Source organism: Burkholderia sp. (genome assembly GCF_018375725.1).
Lineage (GTDB): Bacteria > Pseudomonadota > Gammaproteobacteria > Burkholderiales > Burkholderiaceae > Burkholderia.
Genome location: NZ_JAHACR010000011.1, coordinates 1 through 13729 on the forward strand (window position 1 = coordinate 1; position 13729 = coordinate 13729).

The 13729-nt window shown below is 67.0% G+C and carries 17 protein-coding genes and 1 pseudogene; 1 reads left to right on the plus strand and 17 read right to left on the minus strand.

Annotation, left to right across the window (positions count from 1 at the left end; genetic code table 11):
- From KH616_RS03785 to KH616_RS03820, 8 genes and pseudogenes are all read right to left on the minus strand, one after another.
- Positions 1-309 (minus strand): annotated as a pseudogene (locus KH616_RS03785) (S26 family signal peptidase); the annotation flags it as partial.
- The gene (locus KH616_RS03790; protein ID WP_023103957.1) at positions 306-830 is read right to left on the minus strand and encodes a DUF2840 domain-containing protein; all 525 of its coding nucleotides are present in this window, start codon (positions 828-830) and stop codon (positions 306-308) included. The gene KH616_RS03790 and the pseudogene KH616_RS03785, both read right to left, overlap by 4 nt.
- A complete protein-coding gene (locus KH616_RS03795) occupies positions 827-1111 on the minus strand; it encodes a chromosome partitioning protein ParB (RefSeq protein WP_292236984.1) in 285 nt (94 codons plus the stop codon). Before KH616_RS03795 ends, KH616_RS03790 begins: the two co-directional genes overlap by 4 nt.
- Positions 1108-1746, minus strand: a complete 639-nt coding sequence (gene parA, locus KH616_RS03800) for a ParA family partition ATPase (RefSeq protein ID WP_023114174.1) — start codon at positions 1744-1746, stop codon at positions 1108-1110. The genes KH616_RS03795 and parA overlap by 4 nt, the downstream gene beginning before the upstream one ends.
- Before the next feature lie 253 nt (positions 1747-1999).
- Positions 2000-2857, minus strand: a complete 858-nt coding sequence (locus KH616_RS03805; RefSeq protein ID WP_023103960.1) for a replication initiator protein A — start codon at positions 2855-2857, stop codon at positions 2000-2002.
- A 26-nt stretch (positions 2858-2883) separates the two neighbouring features.
- A complete protein-coding gene (locus KH616_RS03810) occupies positions 2884-3165 on the minus strand; it encodes a helix-turn-helix domain-containing protein (RefSeq protein ID WP_003107109.1) in 282 nt (93 codons plus the stop codon).
- An 83-nt stretch (positions 3166-3248) separates the two neighbouring features.
- Positions 3249-4019, minus strand: coding sequence for a DUF2285 domain-containing protein (locus KH616_RS03815; protein ID WP_023114173.1), 771 nt, complete (start codon positions 4017-4019; stop codon positions 3249-3251).
- A 309-nt stretch (positions 4020-4328) separates the two neighbouring features.
- Positions 4329-4679, minus strand: a complete 351-nt coding sequence (locus tag KH616_RS03820) for a DUF2958 domain-containing protein (protein WP_023103962.1) — start codon at positions 4677-4679, stop codon at positions 4329-4331.
- Between the two features lie 240 nt (positions 4680-4919).
- On the opposite strand from KH616_RS03820, the gene KH616_RS03825 reads away from it, so the two are divergent.
- The gene (locus KH616_RS03825) at positions 4920-5225 is read left to right on the plus strand and encodes a helix-turn-helix transcriptional regulator (RefSeq protein WP_292236707.1); all 306 of its coding nucleotides are present in this window, start codon (positions 4920-4922) and stop codon (positions 5223-5225) included.
- 63 nt (positions 5226-5288) lie between these two features.
- Here the strand turns inward: KH616_RS03825 and KH616_RS03830 are convergent, their stop codons facing one another.
- The 9 genes from KH616_RS03830 to KH616_RS03870 form a co-directional block, all read right to left on the minus strand.
- Positions 5289-5603 carry a DUF736 domain-containing protein gene (locus tag KH616_RS03830; RefSeq protein WP_023103964.1) on the minus strand — a complete coding sequence of 105 codons (315 nt, stop codon included), beginning with the start codon at positions 5601-5603 and terminating at the stop codon, positions 5289-5291.
- A gap of 1100 nt (positions 5604-6703) precedes the next feature.
- Positions 6704-6913, minus strand: coding sequence for a hypothetical protein (locus KH616_RS03835; RefSeq protein WP_023114171.1), 210 nt, complete (start codon positions 6911-6913; stop codon positions 6704-6706).
- Between the two features lie 62 nt (positions 6914-6975).
- A complete protein-coding gene (locus KH616_RS03840; RefSeq protein ID WP_023114170.1) occupies positions 6976-9027 on the minus strand; it encodes a ParB/RepB/Spo0J family partition protein in 2052 nt (683 codons plus the stop codon).
- 78 nt (positions 9028-9105) lie between these two features.
- Positions 9106-9930 carry a DUF932 domain-containing protein gene (locus KH616_RS03845; protein WP_017677013.1) on the minus strand — a complete coding sequence of 275 codons (825 nt, stop codon included), beginning with the start codon at positions 9928-9930 and terminating at the stop codon, positions 9106-9108.
- Positions 9931-10641: 711 nt separating this feature from the next.
- On the minus strand, positions 10642-10920 hold the full coding sequence (locus KH616_RS03850; RefSeq protein ID WP_023114169.1) for a hypothetical protein: 279 nt from the start codon (positions 10918-10920) through the stop codon (positions 10642-10644).
- A 65-nt stretch (positions 10921-10985) separates the two neighbouring features.
- The gene (locus KH616_RS03855) at positions 10986-11336 is read right to left on the minus strand and encodes a DUF2958 domain-containing protein (protein WP_023114168.1); all 351 of its coding nucleotides are present in this window, start codon (positions 11334-11336) and stop codon (positions 10986-10988) included.
- A 346-nt stretch (positions 11337-11682) separates the two neighbouring features.
- Positions 11683-12909 (minus strand): MFS transporter, encoded by a 1227-nt coding sequence (locus KH616_RS03860; protein ID WP_366834252.1) that lies wholly within the window; start codon positions 12907-12909, stop codon positions 11683-11685.
- A gap of 9 nt (positions 12910-12918) precedes the next feature.
- On the minus strand, positions 12919-13176 hold the full coding sequence (locus tag KH616_RS03865) for a metal-sensing transcriptional repressor (protein ID WP_003111693.1): 258 nt from the start codon (positions 13174-13176) through the stop codon (positions 12919-12921).
- Positions 13177-13259: 83 nt separating this feature from the next.
- On the minus strand, positions 13260-13652 hold the full coding sequence (locus KH616_RS03870; RefSeq protein ID WP_023114166.1) for a hypothetical protein: 393 nt from the start codon (positions 13650-13652) through the stop codon (positions 13260-13262).
- Positions 13653-13729 lie beyond the last annotated feature (77 nt).

A 13729-nucleotide genomic window follows, 5' to 3' on the forward strand; every position in this document is an offset into this window, starting at 1 on the left:
CAGGTAGCCGCGCTGCGCGGCCAGCGCGGCGGCGTCTGGCGGCAGCGTGGTCAGGACGATGCTGCCCACGGACAAGGGACGTGGCGGCGAGTCGGTGCCGTGGCCTTGCGGATCGACGCGATACCAGCCGACCGCCACGCTGTCGGACGGGTTGTAGATCAGGCGCGGCAGCGGATGCACGAAGGACGCCCAGGCGAGCGCAGCGAGGCCGCAGGCGGACAGGCCCGCCAACACGAGGCGAGCGCGCAGGCGCGAGCGAGGATGCGGCGGGATGCCGGTTGCGCTGGCAACGGCGGATGGAAGCGTCATGGCAGCGTCCTCCCGGTTAGCCAGGCAGCGTGCCGCTCGGCGGTGTATTCGGGCAGCGGCAGGCGTGCAGCGAGCCGGTTGGCGAGCGTGCGCCAGTACGCGGGCGAGACAGCGGCGGGCGCGATGCCCAGCGCCTCGATGGCGTCGATGCACTCCAGCACCGCGCGCACCTGGTTCTCCCCTTCGGCGTGGAGCAGCAAGCGCGCCCCCGGCTGCACGCCGGGGATGCGCTGCGCTGCATCCAGCGGCGTGCAAGCCTGCATCACCATGAGCTGCCAACGCACAGTGCCGTAGTCGTTGGCCTGCCAGCGGATACGGCACAACATGGCGCCCGGCAGGAACACCGCGCAACGGCGCCAGCGGTCGAGCTGGTGCGTGCGCGCAGGTTCGCCGAAGCGCAGGTAGAGCTTGAAGCGTGGTTCGATGTAGGCCAGCGCCACGCGCGTCAGCGGCGCGCTGGCAGGCTGGCCGGCAAGTGCAGCCGTAGCCGCGCCAGCGGCAGGCGAAGCGGATGCAGTCATGGTGCGTTCTCCCTGCGGTGCTCTGGAAACTCCCGCTCCAACAGGCCACGCAGCAGGTCGGCCACGGTCACGCCTTGCGTGAAGGCCGACACCTTGATGCGTGCCCGCATCGCGGGCGTGATGTAGAGAGTCAGACGGGCGGTGTAGAGGTCGCCCTTGCCCAGCGCATCGGCGTCGCCCTGGCGAATCCACGCCTCGGCGTGCGGATTCGCGGGCGGACGCGCGCCGATGCCGACGCGCTTTGCCGTGCGCTTGCTGTTCGATGGCGGCTTCGCGGTCATGTCGGCCACCGCAGCAATTCGTCCACCAGCGCAGTGATTTCGCGTGCGGCGGCGCTGTCGGGTGCCGTCTCGCGTGCAAGCCGGCCAGCGGCCACGCTATCGGCGAACACGATGCGCTGATGCACTTCCGCGCGCAGCGCAGGAAGCGGCTGGTCGGCGAGTGCCTGGCGTGCTTCGCGCCCGATCACGGTGGTACTGACGCGCCGATTGATGACGAAGGCCGCGCGCAGCGCAGGCCGAAATACCTGCGCCTCGCGGATCAGCGCCACCATCTCAGCGCTGGCCCACAAGTCGTAGGGGCTGGGCTGCACCGGGATCAGCACGCGCTCGGCCGCCAGCAGCGCGGAGCGCGCCAAGGCGGCGATGCGCGGCGGGCCGTCGATGACGACGTGATCGGCCCGCCTGGCGAGTTCCGGCGCCTCTTGGTGCAGCGTTTCGCGTGCGAGGCCCACGGCGCTGAACAGCCGTGGCAAGCCTTGCTGGCTTCTGCGCTGCGTCCAGTCCAGCGATGAGCCCTGCGGGTCAGCGTCCAGCAGGACGACGTGCTGGCCGCGCATCGCCAACTCGCCGGCGATGTGCGTGGCGAGCGTGGTCTTGCCGACGCCGCCTTTCTGGTTGAGCAGTGCGACGATCATGGCCTGGCCCTCCATGCTGGAAAGCCGGGCTTTTGCTGCTGCGTTTGTGGCCGCGGGGTGGTTGTCCACCGCAGCGGCGTTTCCCTACTAAAAGTTAGAGAAACTAAGTTAGGGAAGTTAGAGGACGCGCAAACCCAGTGCTGGCGCGGGTTTGCGGCCGATCGGCACGCCTGATAGCACGATAGTCCCACGCCTGATAGCACGATACCCCGCACGCCTGATAGCACGACACCATTCACAGGCTTTCCCGGAGTTATCCCCGTGCCGTCTGCGGCACGGGCCGGAACGTCAGCAGTTCCATGCCGTTGTCGGGCATCCGCTCGATGCCCAGGACGTAACCGGGCAGCGACTGCCGCGCGACGAGCGCGCGCAGATCGCAGGCGAAGTCGTAGGGCTTCGCGGTGCTGCCGGACTTCTGGTGCAGATAGCGAAAGTCGAACTGCCAGCCGTATGCCTGCTTGCCGCCGTGCTTGCGCACCAGGCGGTACAGCCACCGCTCGATGCCGCCGGTGAGCCGGAAATACGCCGGGTCGATGGTCAGCACCAGCGCGGCGTCGAGCACGCCGGCAAAGAACCAGTCCGGCAGGATCAGCTCGATGCCCAGCGGCGTGCCGCTGGCATCGGCCAGTTCCTTCCATTCGTTGATCCACGAAAAGCGGTGCAGGCGCCGGCCTGTTGTCTCGCGGATGGACGTGGCCACCGTGGTCGATTGCAGGCGATCCAGCGCGGCCTTGAGGCGCTGGTAGTCTCGCAGCGACTTGCCGCGCCCGATGAAGCGCAGGATCTCGTAGGGCGTCGCGCGCATCAGCCGCGACGGGCGCAGGCCCGCGTCCTTCGCTTCCACGATCTGCGAGGCCGCCCATATCAGCACGTCCGCATCCCAAATCGTGGCGATGCCGTGCTCCTGCGTGCCCTCTACGCGGATCGTCACGTTGCCCGCGCGGAAGTCGATGGGTTTGACCCGCTTGGACTTGCCGAGCGAGAAGAACGGATAGGCCATCAAGTCCTGGCTGTCGCGCGGCGCCATGTCGCCGGGCAAGGCGCGGAACAGGTCGAGCTGTTCGCGCTCCTGCAACGACCGCTGCCGGAACGGCAGCGCGGAGCTGGACATGGTGATGGCCTGCCGCGCGCCGCCGATCAGCGCGCACGGCTGTCGGCCGAGTGGTGCTCGGCGTACTCGGGATCGGAAGTCGTCTCGAAGCTGCGATCGGCGGCCCAGGCATCGAGGTCGGCCACGGCGTACATGACGCGCCGGCCGAACTTGCGAAAGCGCGGACCACCACCGATCACGCGCTGCTTTTCCAGCGTGCGCGGCGACAGCCGCAGGTACTCGGCGGCTTCGTCGTTGGTGAGATAGCGTTGGGGCTGCGCGGCAGCGGTCGAGACAGTGGCGGCAGGCCGCAAAGGAGCGGGACGCATGGTGTGAACCTCCATAGCTTTCAAAGCTCCGGCCACACAGCGCAACCGGATGGAGGCAGTCTCAGAAAACCAAGCTGTCCTGCTCAGGGCCGTTTTGCGTCGTCCTCAAAACGACCCTTCTCAAGCGGCGGAAGCTGTGCTAGGCGGCGATAGCCGCCGCGCATCAGCGCATCGCCGCGCCGTACCAAGCGGCGTACCTTGGAGCGCAGGCCGCCGTCGCTGTACCAATCGGCTGCGGCATCGCCGCCGAACAAGCCTTCGGCCACCTCGCGCAAGGACGCACCCGCTAGGGTTGCGTCGAGCGCCTGCAAGGTGTGTAGCTCAAGCAGCGCGGCGGGTGCCGGCCTGGGCTTCGCAGAAGCCAGGGCCGCGCCGAGCGCATGGTTGCGCGCAGGTGCGGCGGCGCCGCCGCGGCGGGCATAGGCGACAGCCATCCCGTCTTCCAGGCCGGGCGCCAGCGCGAAGCGCAGGCAATGACCTGGGCTGTGCGCCATCAGCGCCAGCCCTTTGCCGTCATGGAGCAGTTGCTTGTGCCCGGCAATGCGCCAAAACGTGAACGCGGGAGCATACTGCGGCGGATCGGCGTCGGGATAGAGCTGCACCACGGCCACATGGCCGGGCAACCAGGCTGGATGCGCGTCGCGCGCATCCAACGCCGGATCTTCCAGCAGGCGCAAGCCCCAGCGATGCGCCGCCTGCTGCGCGGCTTTCGGCCGGCGATGATGGCGCAGCCAGTCGAGCCGGTAATCGGGGTTTCTGCGCAGATATTCCCAGGCCGTCCCAAGGTCGTCCAAGTGCAGCACGTACAGATACGCGGCAGTCGGATACCAGTGCTCGGCGCTGCGATCGACCATGACGCAACCTCCCTGCGAACAGGACTGGCCGCGACGGAAGAACTACGTGCTACATCGGTGTCATCAGAACGAAATGGGTTAAGGGAATAGTTGGGCTGTCAAGTCCGACTGGCTCCGATGCGTTGCGGTATTCGTCTCAATGCTGCGGCGGCAGCGTCCCTCCCGTGGGACGCCGTACAGGCCAGCCTGCCGCAGTCCGCGTCAGGCATCATGTCCGTTTGGATCAGACTGGCGCGGCTACGCCGCAAGAATCTCGATTGAGACCTGCCCGGTATGACACCAGACTGAAAAAGTCACAGTAGGCTGTGTTCAGTCCGGGATAGCCCCGTCGCGCTCGGCCAGCCGGGTGTATTCCGACAGCGTGCGCGTGGGCCGGAAGTAGCGGTCGCGCATCACGGGCTGCTGATGCGGCCCGACGATGCCAGCCAGCTCGGACAGCTTGACGGTTCCTTGCGCCGGCATTCCGATTCCCAGGTCGATGAGGCCCCAGGCGGTGTCGCCATCGGCGGGATCGAGTGCGGCCAGCAGCCAGGTCACATGCGCGTCCGGCGTGAACAGCCGCACCACGGGCACCGGGTCGATGGCCTGGCCGGCGGCACGAGCCTCGCCGTTGGCGAGCAGTTGCGCGCGCTCCGGGACGGTGGCGAGTGGCTGGGGCATGGTTGGCAATCCCACAAATCCAATGATGCACGGATGCGGTTTCACGCCCAAGCGCAGAACCGCCAAACCGGATTTACGCCTTCGTGTGCAAGCACGGATGCGCTTGCGTGGCTTTGCTGGAACCAGCAAATGCGGATTTCCGTAAAGGCACGAAAACGTAGAACACCAAATGAACACTATAGATTGTAGCCCTATAGGGCGCAATGGGCTGTCATCTTGGTTTTTCGAGGGAAACCATAGGTGGCGGCTGGGAACTCATTGGCGAAGGCGTTGAAGACAGTCAGGAAGGCGCGTGGCTTGAGCCAGGAAGCCTTCTCTGACGTGTCCAGCCGCACCTATATGAGCACCCTCGAACGCGACCTGAAAAGCCCGACCCTGCATAAGCTGGCCGAGCTGTGCGAGGTGATGGAGATCCACCCGCTCACGCTGCTGACGCTGGCCTACGCGGGCGACAGCCCGCACAATGCCGACGAGCTGCTGGCGCAGGTGCGCCGGGAGCTGGAGGCGGTGCTGAAGGAGCGCGGCGCGGCGAAGCCGCGCGCGTGACGTGGTGATGTGCTGCGAACAGCAGCACAGCGCCCCGCCGCGATGGGCGGGGCGCTGCGGCGGTCACGCCGCCTGGGGCTTGCTGCGCGACCAGATCAGGTCGTGCGTACCGTCCTCGCCTTCGATCAGGCGGGCATAGACCGGAGCCGGGAACGAAGGATCGTCGAGGGTCACGGACTTGTATTCCCGCCCGGCCTCGCTGGTCTTGTTCCACGCCGCGCCGATGTCGTGGCCGGCGGCTTGGAGGCGGAAGTCGGGGGCGTTCTCGCTGCTGCCCTTGTCGTTGGGAACCAGCTTGACCTTGACGTTGAGCGTCAGGGTGCGCAGCGTGCCGGTGAAGCCGTCTTTGTCTGCGGTGAAGGTGCCGATGTTGGCCATGATGATTTCTCCTTTCGGTTGAACAAGGTTCGCGCCCATCGCGTCCTTGTTGTGATCCGGCCGGCGGGGGACGGGCTGGCTGCACCGCTTGCGGTCGAAACGCAGTGGAGAGCCTGGAGGCGAAAAGAATTTGCTGCGCGAGGAAGCCGCGCAGCGGCGGGGAAATTGTTTTCGCCGGACGGTTGCAGCCATGAAGCCCGAGGCGCAGCCGCGCCCCGCCAGGATTCACAACGAGACAAGGACGCCTTGGGCCGAACCGCTCCGAAAGGAGATGGGGCCGACTCGGCATCCCCGCCCGAAGGCTTCGCCGGCTCGCCCGCTGACGCGGGCCAGGTCAACCACCCGACGACAGGCGAGAACGCCCCTGCCGCACCTTGCGGCGCCGCTCTTGAGGCGTGGCGTGGAAGCTCCATAGCGATGCCGGGCGGGTTGTCCGTGAACCTCCTTCGTGACGTGATGGGCAGGCACCGCCAGCGTTGAGGACGGCATGCACCTGCACAACCTGCCGCAGCAAGCGCCAGCGTGTTCGCCAGCGCCCCGTCCGTCGCGGCGGGGCGCGGGCCGGGCCGATCCGGCGCAGCCGGTTCGGCGGCATCGAGGGGCGCCAAGCATCGCGCGGCGGGGATAGCCCGCAGGGCTTTCCCCTGGAGGCAAGCGAAGCGCGCAGCGCCGCAGGCGCGAAGGCGTGAGGGATTGAAGCCGAATGGGCCGTGACGGCAAAGACGGCACGGGGCGTAGCCCGAAAGCCCGGCGGCGCTGCGCGCCGACACGCCCAGGCCGTTCCAGATTTCCAAGCAGGAAACGCGGACATGCCTCTGATGAAATGGGCGCGGCTTACGCTGCGGGGTATGCACGCGGCAAGCCGAAAACTGCGGGTGATTCCTGCGCACTGCGGGCGCTTCGGCTTGCAGGCCCATGCGGGCCTGCCATCGCCGGGCGGGAAGCCCGGTCACGTCAACGCCGCCGCCTGAACTTCCGTGATGGCGGCGGCGTTCCGATTCGGCTGTGGGCTTGGAACACCGGGCGCGGCCACTGCCGCGCCCGGATTTTGCGTCCACCGCGCCCAGGACGGTACGGCCTGGGCGCGGTGCTGATCGCGGTTATCCCTTCGTCTCGATGAGCCACCACACGGCACGCGGCAAGGCGCGGCCTGTGATGGGATGAATGTCGGTGAGGTCGGCGCGGGCTGTCCAGCCCGAGGGCGGACGGTAGCCGCGCACGTCGCCTGCGCCGTGCCAGCGGCGGGCGCGCACAGTGCCGGGGGCGTAGATCGCCGCCATGCGCGGGCGGCGGGTGGTGGTGCGGGTCATGGGGGCTTCTCCTTCCAGCGAAGCGCCCCGGTCGAGGCCGGGGCGCTTGCCTTCGGCGCGGGTCAAGCGGCCAGCGCCTCGGCGGGTTCATCCGCCATTGCTTCGGCATCTTCCGGGGCGTCCTGCTCCGGGCCTGCCTCCTGCGCGGCATCCTGCGGGCCTGCGGCCTTGAAGATGGCGGGCATCCAGCCCGTACCATCGGCCAGCCGCTCGGCCTCGCTGGCAATGTCGGCCTTCTTGAGCTTCGCCAGCCGGGTGACGGATTCCGGTGCGAACGCGCCCACGGCATCCAGAATCACGGCCTTCGGAACGTGCTTGAAGTAGCCTTCTGCGGTCGGCTTCCACCATGCGGCCATGTCGAGGCCCACGGCCTGCGCCAGTTCTGCGCCGGGCTGGTGCGGCGTGGCGCGAGGCGTCACCACGTCCACCGTGGAGGCCACGCACACGGCCAGCAGCCGCACCAGTTCGTCTTGCGACTTCGCCAGCAGCACGGCGAGCAGTTCGGCGCTGTCCTCCGGCAAGGCTTCACCTGCCACCTGTTGCAGTTCGCGCAGCGCCACGGCAGCAGGCGATTCCGGCCAGTCCGGGGCCATGCCTTCCAGCCGGTCTTGCGCCGTGAGGCGCACGCCGAGCGGCAGGCCATCGCCATAGGCGTCGGGCTGCAAGACGGTCTGCACCATGTCATGCACCAGCGCGGCCAGCGCGACGTGCGGATGCCGTGCGACTTCGATTTGCAGCGCCGCCGTGCGGTGGGCGCTCAATCGCTGCGCCAGCCGGTCGGACAGGCTCGCGGCCTTGGGCGCGTCGTCGGCGTCCTCGTGCTCGTCGTTGGCGGCTTCGCCTTCGGTGCTGCCGAAACCGCGCCGCAGCTTTTCCAGCGTGCGCAGCGCCTTGGCCTCGGCTTCGCGCAGCAGGCCGCGATGAATGACGGCCTCGCCGTTGCGGTCGATGGTGACGATGGCACCAGCCACCTCGCGCACCTCGGGCGCATAGCCTTGTAAGGCGTCCTCCGCGTCTTGCAGTTCCCCGACCACCTGATCGCGCCGCTGTTCCAGCTTCTCGGCCTTGGCCTCGTCCTCGGCGTCGCAGGCTTCTTCCAGTTCGGCGTCGATCTTTTCGAGGCGGGTTTCCAGCGAGGCGATGCGGCGGGCCTCGCGGGTGGTCGGCTCGCGGCGATGGCGCGGGGCGTTCTGGAACGCTTGCCGTTCCTCGTAGGCCAGATGCGGCACGGCCTCCACCCATGCCCAACCCTCGCCGCGCACGTCCTCGGCCAGCGTTGCCAGCTTGTCGCGCACCAGCGTTTCCAGCACTGCGGTATCGGTGAGGTAGGTTCCGGCATCGCCTTCCGCGAACAGGTCGCGGCGGATGCCGCCGCCTGCCTGCCGGTAGGTGTCCAGCCCGACGAAGCGCACCAGCGCGTGCGTGGCGTCGATTTCGCGCTCGGTCAGGCGCTCGCGCAGCTTGGACGGGCTGCGCTGCCATTCCGGCGCACCATAGAACGCGGCTTCCTGCGCGGCGTGGTCATCGGTGATGGTCAGGGCCATCAACTGTTCCAGCGTCACGCCACCGGCCCGGTAGTCGGCCATGAGACGCGGCGAGACGTTCGCCAGCTTCAAGCGGCGCTGCACCACCAGCGGGGACACGCCGAAGTCGGCGGCAATGTCCTCGACGGGCCGGCCTTCCTTGACCAGCGCGGCGAAGGCCGCGAACTGGTCGGCGGGGTGCATGTTCTCGCGCTGCACGTTCTCCGCGAGGCTGACGGTGCGGGCGGACGCATCGGCCACCAGCAGGCACGGCACTTCGTAGTCAGTGGGGATGCGCTTCTTCTTCGCCAGCAGCTTCAAGGCGGTCAGGCGGCGGTCGCCTGCCACCACCTCGTAAGCCTCGCCATCGGCGGATGCAATCACGATCAGGTTTTGCAGCAGGCCGATGCGGGCAATGCTCGCGGCCAGCTCGGGGATGGACTGGCGCGGGGTCGTGCGGACGTTGCGCTTGGAGCGGCGCGGCAACAGTTGCGACAGCGGAACCAAGATCAGGTTCTTGGTCGGATCGGCCACTTCCAGCGGTGCGGCGGCTTCGATGGCGACGGTTTCGGTTTTGAGTACAGCGTTCATGGTGATAACTCCTTGCGGTTGGGATGCAGCAGCGAGAGAAGCGGCAAGGGCTGCTGCCTGCCCCTGCCGCGTGGGGATTCAGGCTTTCAACTGGCGCAGGCCATCGGCCAGCAGCCACAGGGCGCGATTGAGGCGCACGCTTTGGTCGATGCCCTGCACGGGCCGGGTGGTCTGGCGGCGGCCATTCGCGGCGCGGGCGGACAGGCCGCCTTTGGTCAAGTTCTCCTGCGTGCGGTTGAACACGCTCCACAGGTCGCGGCGGTCGTCGTCGTGGCGGCGTGGCATCAGGATTTGCGATTCCGTGATGGGCGCGGGCTTGTCCTCGTCGTACTTCAACGCCAGCGCAGCGCGGGCGAACACTTCGGATTCCCCGGCGTCGAGCGTGATGGCGCGCATGGCATCGCGCGATTCCTGCGCCCGGTCGAAGCCGTGCAGGACTTCGTAAGCGCCTTCGATGACGTGCCCGGCTACGTCGCCCTTGTGCGGCACGCGCACGTCGGCCACGGTGTCGCCGCAGACAAGGCCATTGCTGCAAACGAAGCGGAACATCCCGGCCAGCATCTGATAGCTGCTGGTGCCGTCATGGGAGTTCAGCAGGATGATTTCGTTGGCCTCGCGGCCGTTGATCTGGCTGGCGTGGCGCAGCCGGATCATGTGCTTGGTGTAGTCGCGGCGGTCGTCGTGGCGCACGCGGGTTTGCGTCACCATGAAAGGCTCGAAGCCTTCCCCGCGCAGTTCTTGCAGCACGGTCGCGGTGGGGATGTAGCTGTACCGCTCAGAGCGGCTTTCGTGCGGGGCGTCCGCGAAGATGGACGGGGCCACGGCCCGGATTTGGTCGTCGGACAAGGGACGTTCCGAACGCAGCACCGGGGAACGGGAAGCGAAGCGGGATGCGAGTTGCATGGCATTTCTCCTGACAAAGAAAAAAGGGGTTGCTGTTCACCGCACACCGGATTCCTAGATTCGGAAGCCCAGCCTTTCGGCGGTTCGGTGCGGTCGGCACGAGGAACCCGGTTGGCCCTGTTGCCACCGTCTTTCCTGAGTTCATCGCCCGCGACGGTCAGGAGCGCGCGGACGGGGGCCGTCAAGGAGGCAAGCGCAGGGTTGGTGCGGCCCGCAGGCGCAGCCGAGGACACGGCCCTGCGCGCCTTGACGGCACACGGCCGCGGGCTACAGTCGCGGTGAAGGTGATGAAGTCAGGGGAGACGGTTGGACATGGCAACGGCCCCTCAGCACGCCGACAGCACGGCAAGCGAAGCGCGCAGGCCCGGATCTAGGAATCCGGGCCGGAGGCGTCAGCCGAGCGGAGCGAGGGAACGATGGAAGCCCGTCAGGGGCGAGACGCCGCAGGCGGCTCGATGCGCTACGCGCACGACAGCGCGACCGGCCATGTTTCTTGGCCGGGGACGCACGGACTCCAAGGCTCGATGTACAAGCTCATGCGCCAGTCATCGGGAAACAGGTTCGACAGCGGCTGCTGCGGTCTGGCCGATCCGGCGCAGCCGGTTCGGCGGCCTTTGAGGGGCGCCAAGCTCCGCGCGGCGGGGATAGCCCGCAGGGCTTTCCCCTGGAGGCAAACGCAGCGCGCAGCGCCCCGTCAGGGGCACTTAGGCATCACGCCGAGTCGTCAGGACGCAGGCTGGATTCCGCAACCGGCATCCAAGGCGAAGTCGAGTTCAGGTAGTAGCGCCTGCCACGCGCATACAGCCCCGAAGGCTCGGTAGGCTGGTAGAACCCGGTGACGCGGCGCCGGAACTGCGCGCCAAACTCGTTGGTGTAGATCACCGCGTCGCCGATCTTGAAGCGCAAGGGCTGACCGTTCTCCGGCGCGAACGGCTTGAGCGCATCGTGTTGCGCCGTGATTTCGATGATGTAGTCGTGATGGCTGCTCATGGCATTGATCTCCTGCGAAGGTTGGGAAAGCGCAAGGAGCGCCTTGCGGCGCTCCAAGGGCTGGTTCAGACGACGACACGCCCGACCAACCGGGCATCGCGCGCGTAGGCGCTCAACCGCTTCTCGGCGCGGAAAGACAGGTCGCGCTCGATCGGCAGGCCCAGCCTGCCGCGCACGGTCGCCAGCTCGCCCAGGCTGACCCAGCCGATTTCCGGCATCCCCAGGCCCAGGTCGCAAAGACCAAAGGCGTGGTCGTGGTCATCGGGATCAATCTCGGTCAGCAGCCAGGTCGCGCCGGCATCCGGCGTGAACAGCTTGACGACGGGTGCCGGATCGAAGTCCGGGTTCTCCAAGGATTCGCGGCCGTTGGCCAGCAGCACGATGCGCTGCTCGTCAGTGATGAGTGCGTTGTTCATGGTGAACTCCTGAAAGGTTGCCGGGCGGAATTGCCCGACCCTTCCGGGGCACGGCGCAGCGCAAGCAGTCAGGGGTCAACGACGGCCGCCAGGACGCAAGCGCCATCGGCGCGCAGCCCTTGACGGCGAGAACGCCGTGGCACGATGAAGGGGACAGCAAGACCGCCTCCCTCGCACCTCCACGCACGCGGTTTTTGGCAAGCGAAGCGCGCAGGCCCGAATAGCAATCCGGGCCGGAGGCATCAGCGATGTGAAAGGCGGGCAGTTCTTAAATGCGCGCCCAGTCCCGGTGCAGATCGTCAACGATCATGGGATGACGGTGCCCGCCTCGGTCTGCTTGTTCGCGCTAGTGAGGATGATCTGGCGGTAGATGATCGTGGGCGATGTCGGAAGAATCACTAGCGGGCCAGAGCCACAGCGCCAGTCCCACTCCGACAAGACCAATCAGCGACATGATGATGAAGGTCGATTGCAGCCCAAAGGCAGCGCCGAAGCGACCGGCCAAGGGATAGCAAATGAGCCAACACGCATGGGACAGGGCGAATTGCGCGGCAAAGACCGCGGGGCGATCCTCGGGATGAGCGGAGCGGCGCAACAGCCGGCCGGAAGGTGTTTGCGCCACGCTGTAGCCGAAGCCGACCACCAACCAGATCACCACCAGAACGGCATAGGTCGGAATCATTGCCCCGGCTGCCGTTCCCACAACCAGCATCGTCGCTCCCGCAATCATGACAGGTCGATCAGCAATCTTGTCGAGCAGGCGAGGCAGCGCGAAGGCCGCAACCATCGACCCGCCTCCGAAGGCCGCCAGCGCCCACGCTACCTCGGATTCGCCCAGGCCAAAGCGTGCCTTCACGATGACCACCGTGTTCACGATCACCATTGACCCCGCTGCTGCCACAGCGAGGCTGATCGCCAGCAGACCCCGAAGGCGCGGCGTGGCGAGGTAAATGCGCGTGCCCCGCGTAGTACGATCCCATATGCCACGACACGGGCCGGGAACGGTTGTGGGAAGCCTCACGCTGACCACAAGCGCGGCTGACAAGAGGAAGCCGAGAACCGTTCCGGCAAACAGGTTGTGGAAGCTGATGACCGTCAGTAGCGCGGCGGCCAGCATCGGGGAAATCAGGCTTTCCAAATCGTAGGCCAGCCGGGAAAGCGACAGTGCTTTCGTGTACTCGTCTTCGTCGGGAAGGATGTCCGGGATAGTGGCTTGAAAGGTCGGCGTGAAGCCTGCGGACGCCGCCTGCAAGACGAAGATCAGCAGATAGATTTGCCAGATTTCGCTGACAAAGGGCAGGCAGAGCGCAACGGATGCTCGTACTAGGTCAAGGGCAACGAGCAACGACCGTCGCGGCAGCCGGTCGGCGAACGCCTGCGCGACCGGGGCGACTCCGACATAGGCCAGCATCTTGATTGCGAGTGCCGTCCCGAGTACCGCGCCGGCATTCGCCCCGGCCAGATCGTAGGCAAGCAGGCCAAGGGCCACCGTCATCAGGCCGGTGCCGACAAGCGCAATCACCTGAGCGGCGAACAGGTGACGATAGGTACGGTTCTTCAGGACGGAGAGCATCGGCGGGCCTCAGAGCAGTTTGGTCAGTGCCTTCATTTCGGTCAAAACGGAGTCTTCGTCATGGGCCAGGCAATGGTCGATGTGGTCGTGGATCAGGACGCGCTTTGCGGCCGTCACCGCGCTTTCCACCGCCGCGAGCTGGCGGGCGATGTCGAGACAGGATTCGCCACTTTCGATCATCCCTATGACGTGCCGAAGATGACCATCGGCGCGTTTCAGCCGCTTCACGAGATCGGGATGGGTTGAGTGCTTGTGTGTCGCGTTCATGTGGCAATTGTATCCCCCCTGGGGGGATATGAAAAAGTGCGCCGCCCGCGAAGGAGCGACGCACCGAAGGCCGCACGACGCAATCAGCCCGCCGCCGGCGCTGTCATCGACTGCAACTGCTCGATCACGCCAGGCTCAACGAACACGCAAGCCTGCTCGTCCGCGATCGGCACGTTGAACACCTGCGCGAACACCGTGCGCCTCAGATGGGCCAGCCGGCCCGTCCGGTATGCCTGCTCGGGCTTCATGCGCCCGCCAGCCTGCGACCCGCTGCGCTGCGGATCGCATTCGACCAGCGCGACAAAGCCATCGTCGGCCAGCTTCTGATGCTCGGGGCACAGGCCCCAGCCGGTCGCCGTGTGGCGCTCCATGCTCGCGCGCAGGCGCTTGTCCAGCAGGATCGCGCCGGTGTCGAACGCCGTGCCGCAGACCAGGCAAACGTGCTGTTCGAGGGAAACGTGTGATTTGTCGTTCATGACGGTTCTCCGGTTGCAAGGGCGGAATTGCCCGGAACCGTCGCCCTCACGGCGCAGCGCAGCAGTCAGGGGTCGCA

What these genes read in the sequence shown, in the direction of transcription:
- KH616_RS03790 (WP_023103957.1), bottom strand. Translation starts at nt 830, where the DNA reads ATGACTGCATCCGCTTCGCCTGCCGCTGGCGCGGCTACGGCTGCACTT.
- KH616_RS03795 (WP_292236984.1), bottom strand. Translation starts at nt 1,111, where the DNA reads ATGACCGCGAAGCCGCCATCGAACAGCAAGCGCACGGCAAAGCGCGTC.
- parA (WP_023114174.1), bottom strand. Translation starts at nt 1,746, where the DNA reads ATGATCGTCGCACTGCTCAACCAGAAAGGCGGCGTCGGCAAGACCACG.
- KH616_RS03805 (WP_023103960.1), bottom strand. Translation starts at nt 2,857, where the DNA reads ATGTCCAGCTCCGCGCTGCCGTTCCGGCAGCGGTCGTTGCAGGAGCGC.
- KH616_RS03810 (WP_003107109.1), bottom strand. Translation starts at nt 3,165, where the DNA reads ATGCGTCCCGCTCCTTTGCGGCCTGCCGCCACTGTCTCGACCGCTGCC.
- KH616_RS03815 (WP_023114173.1), bottom strand. Translation starts at nt 4,019, where the DNA reads ATGGTCGATCGCAGCGCCGAGCACTGGTATCCGACTGCCGCGTATCTG.
- KH616_RS03820 (WP_023103962.1), bottom strand. Translation starts at nt 4,679, where the DNA reads ATGCCCCAGCCACTCGCCACCGTCCCGGAGCGCGCGCAACTGCTCGCC.
- KH616_RS03830 (WP_023103964.1), bottom strand. Translation starts at nt 5,603, where the DNA reads ATGGCCAACATCGGCACCTTCACCGCAGACAAAGACGGCTTCACCGGC.
- KH616_RS03835 (WP_023114171.1), bottom strand. Translation starts at nt 6,913, where the DNA reads ATGACCCGCACCACCACCCGCCGCCCGCGCATGGCGGCGATCTACGCC.
- KH616_RS03840 (WP_023114170.1), bottom strand. Translation starts at nt 9,027, where the DNA reads ATGAACGCTGTACTCAAAACCGAAACCGTCGCCATCGAAGCCGCCGCA.
- KH616_RS03845 (WP_017677013.1), bottom strand. Translation starts at nt 9,930, where the DNA reads ATGCAACTCGCATCCCGCTTCGCTTCCCGTTCCCCGGTGCTGCGTTCG.
- KH616_RS03850 (WP_023114169.1), bottom strand. Translation starts at nt 10,920, where the DNA reads ATGAGCAGCCATCACGACTACATCATCGAAATCACGGCGCAACACGAT.
- KH616_RS03855 (WP_023114168.1), bottom strand. Translation starts at nt 11,336, where the DNA reads ATGAACAACGCACTCATCACTGACGAGCAGCGCATCGTGCTGCTGGCC.
- KH616_RS03860 (WP_366834252.1), bottom strand. Translation starts at nt 12,909, where the DNA reads ATGCTCTCCGTCCTGAAGAACCGTACCTATCGTCACCTGTTCGCCGCT.
- KH616_RS03865 (WP_003111693.1), bottom strand. Translation starts at nt 13,176, where the DNA reads ATGAACGCGACACACAAGCACTCAACCCATCCCGATCTCGTGAAGCGG.
- KH616_RS03870 (WP_023114166.1), bottom strand. Translation starts at nt 13,652, where the DNA reads ATGAACGACAAATCACACGTTTCCCTCGAACAGCACGTTTGCCTGGTC.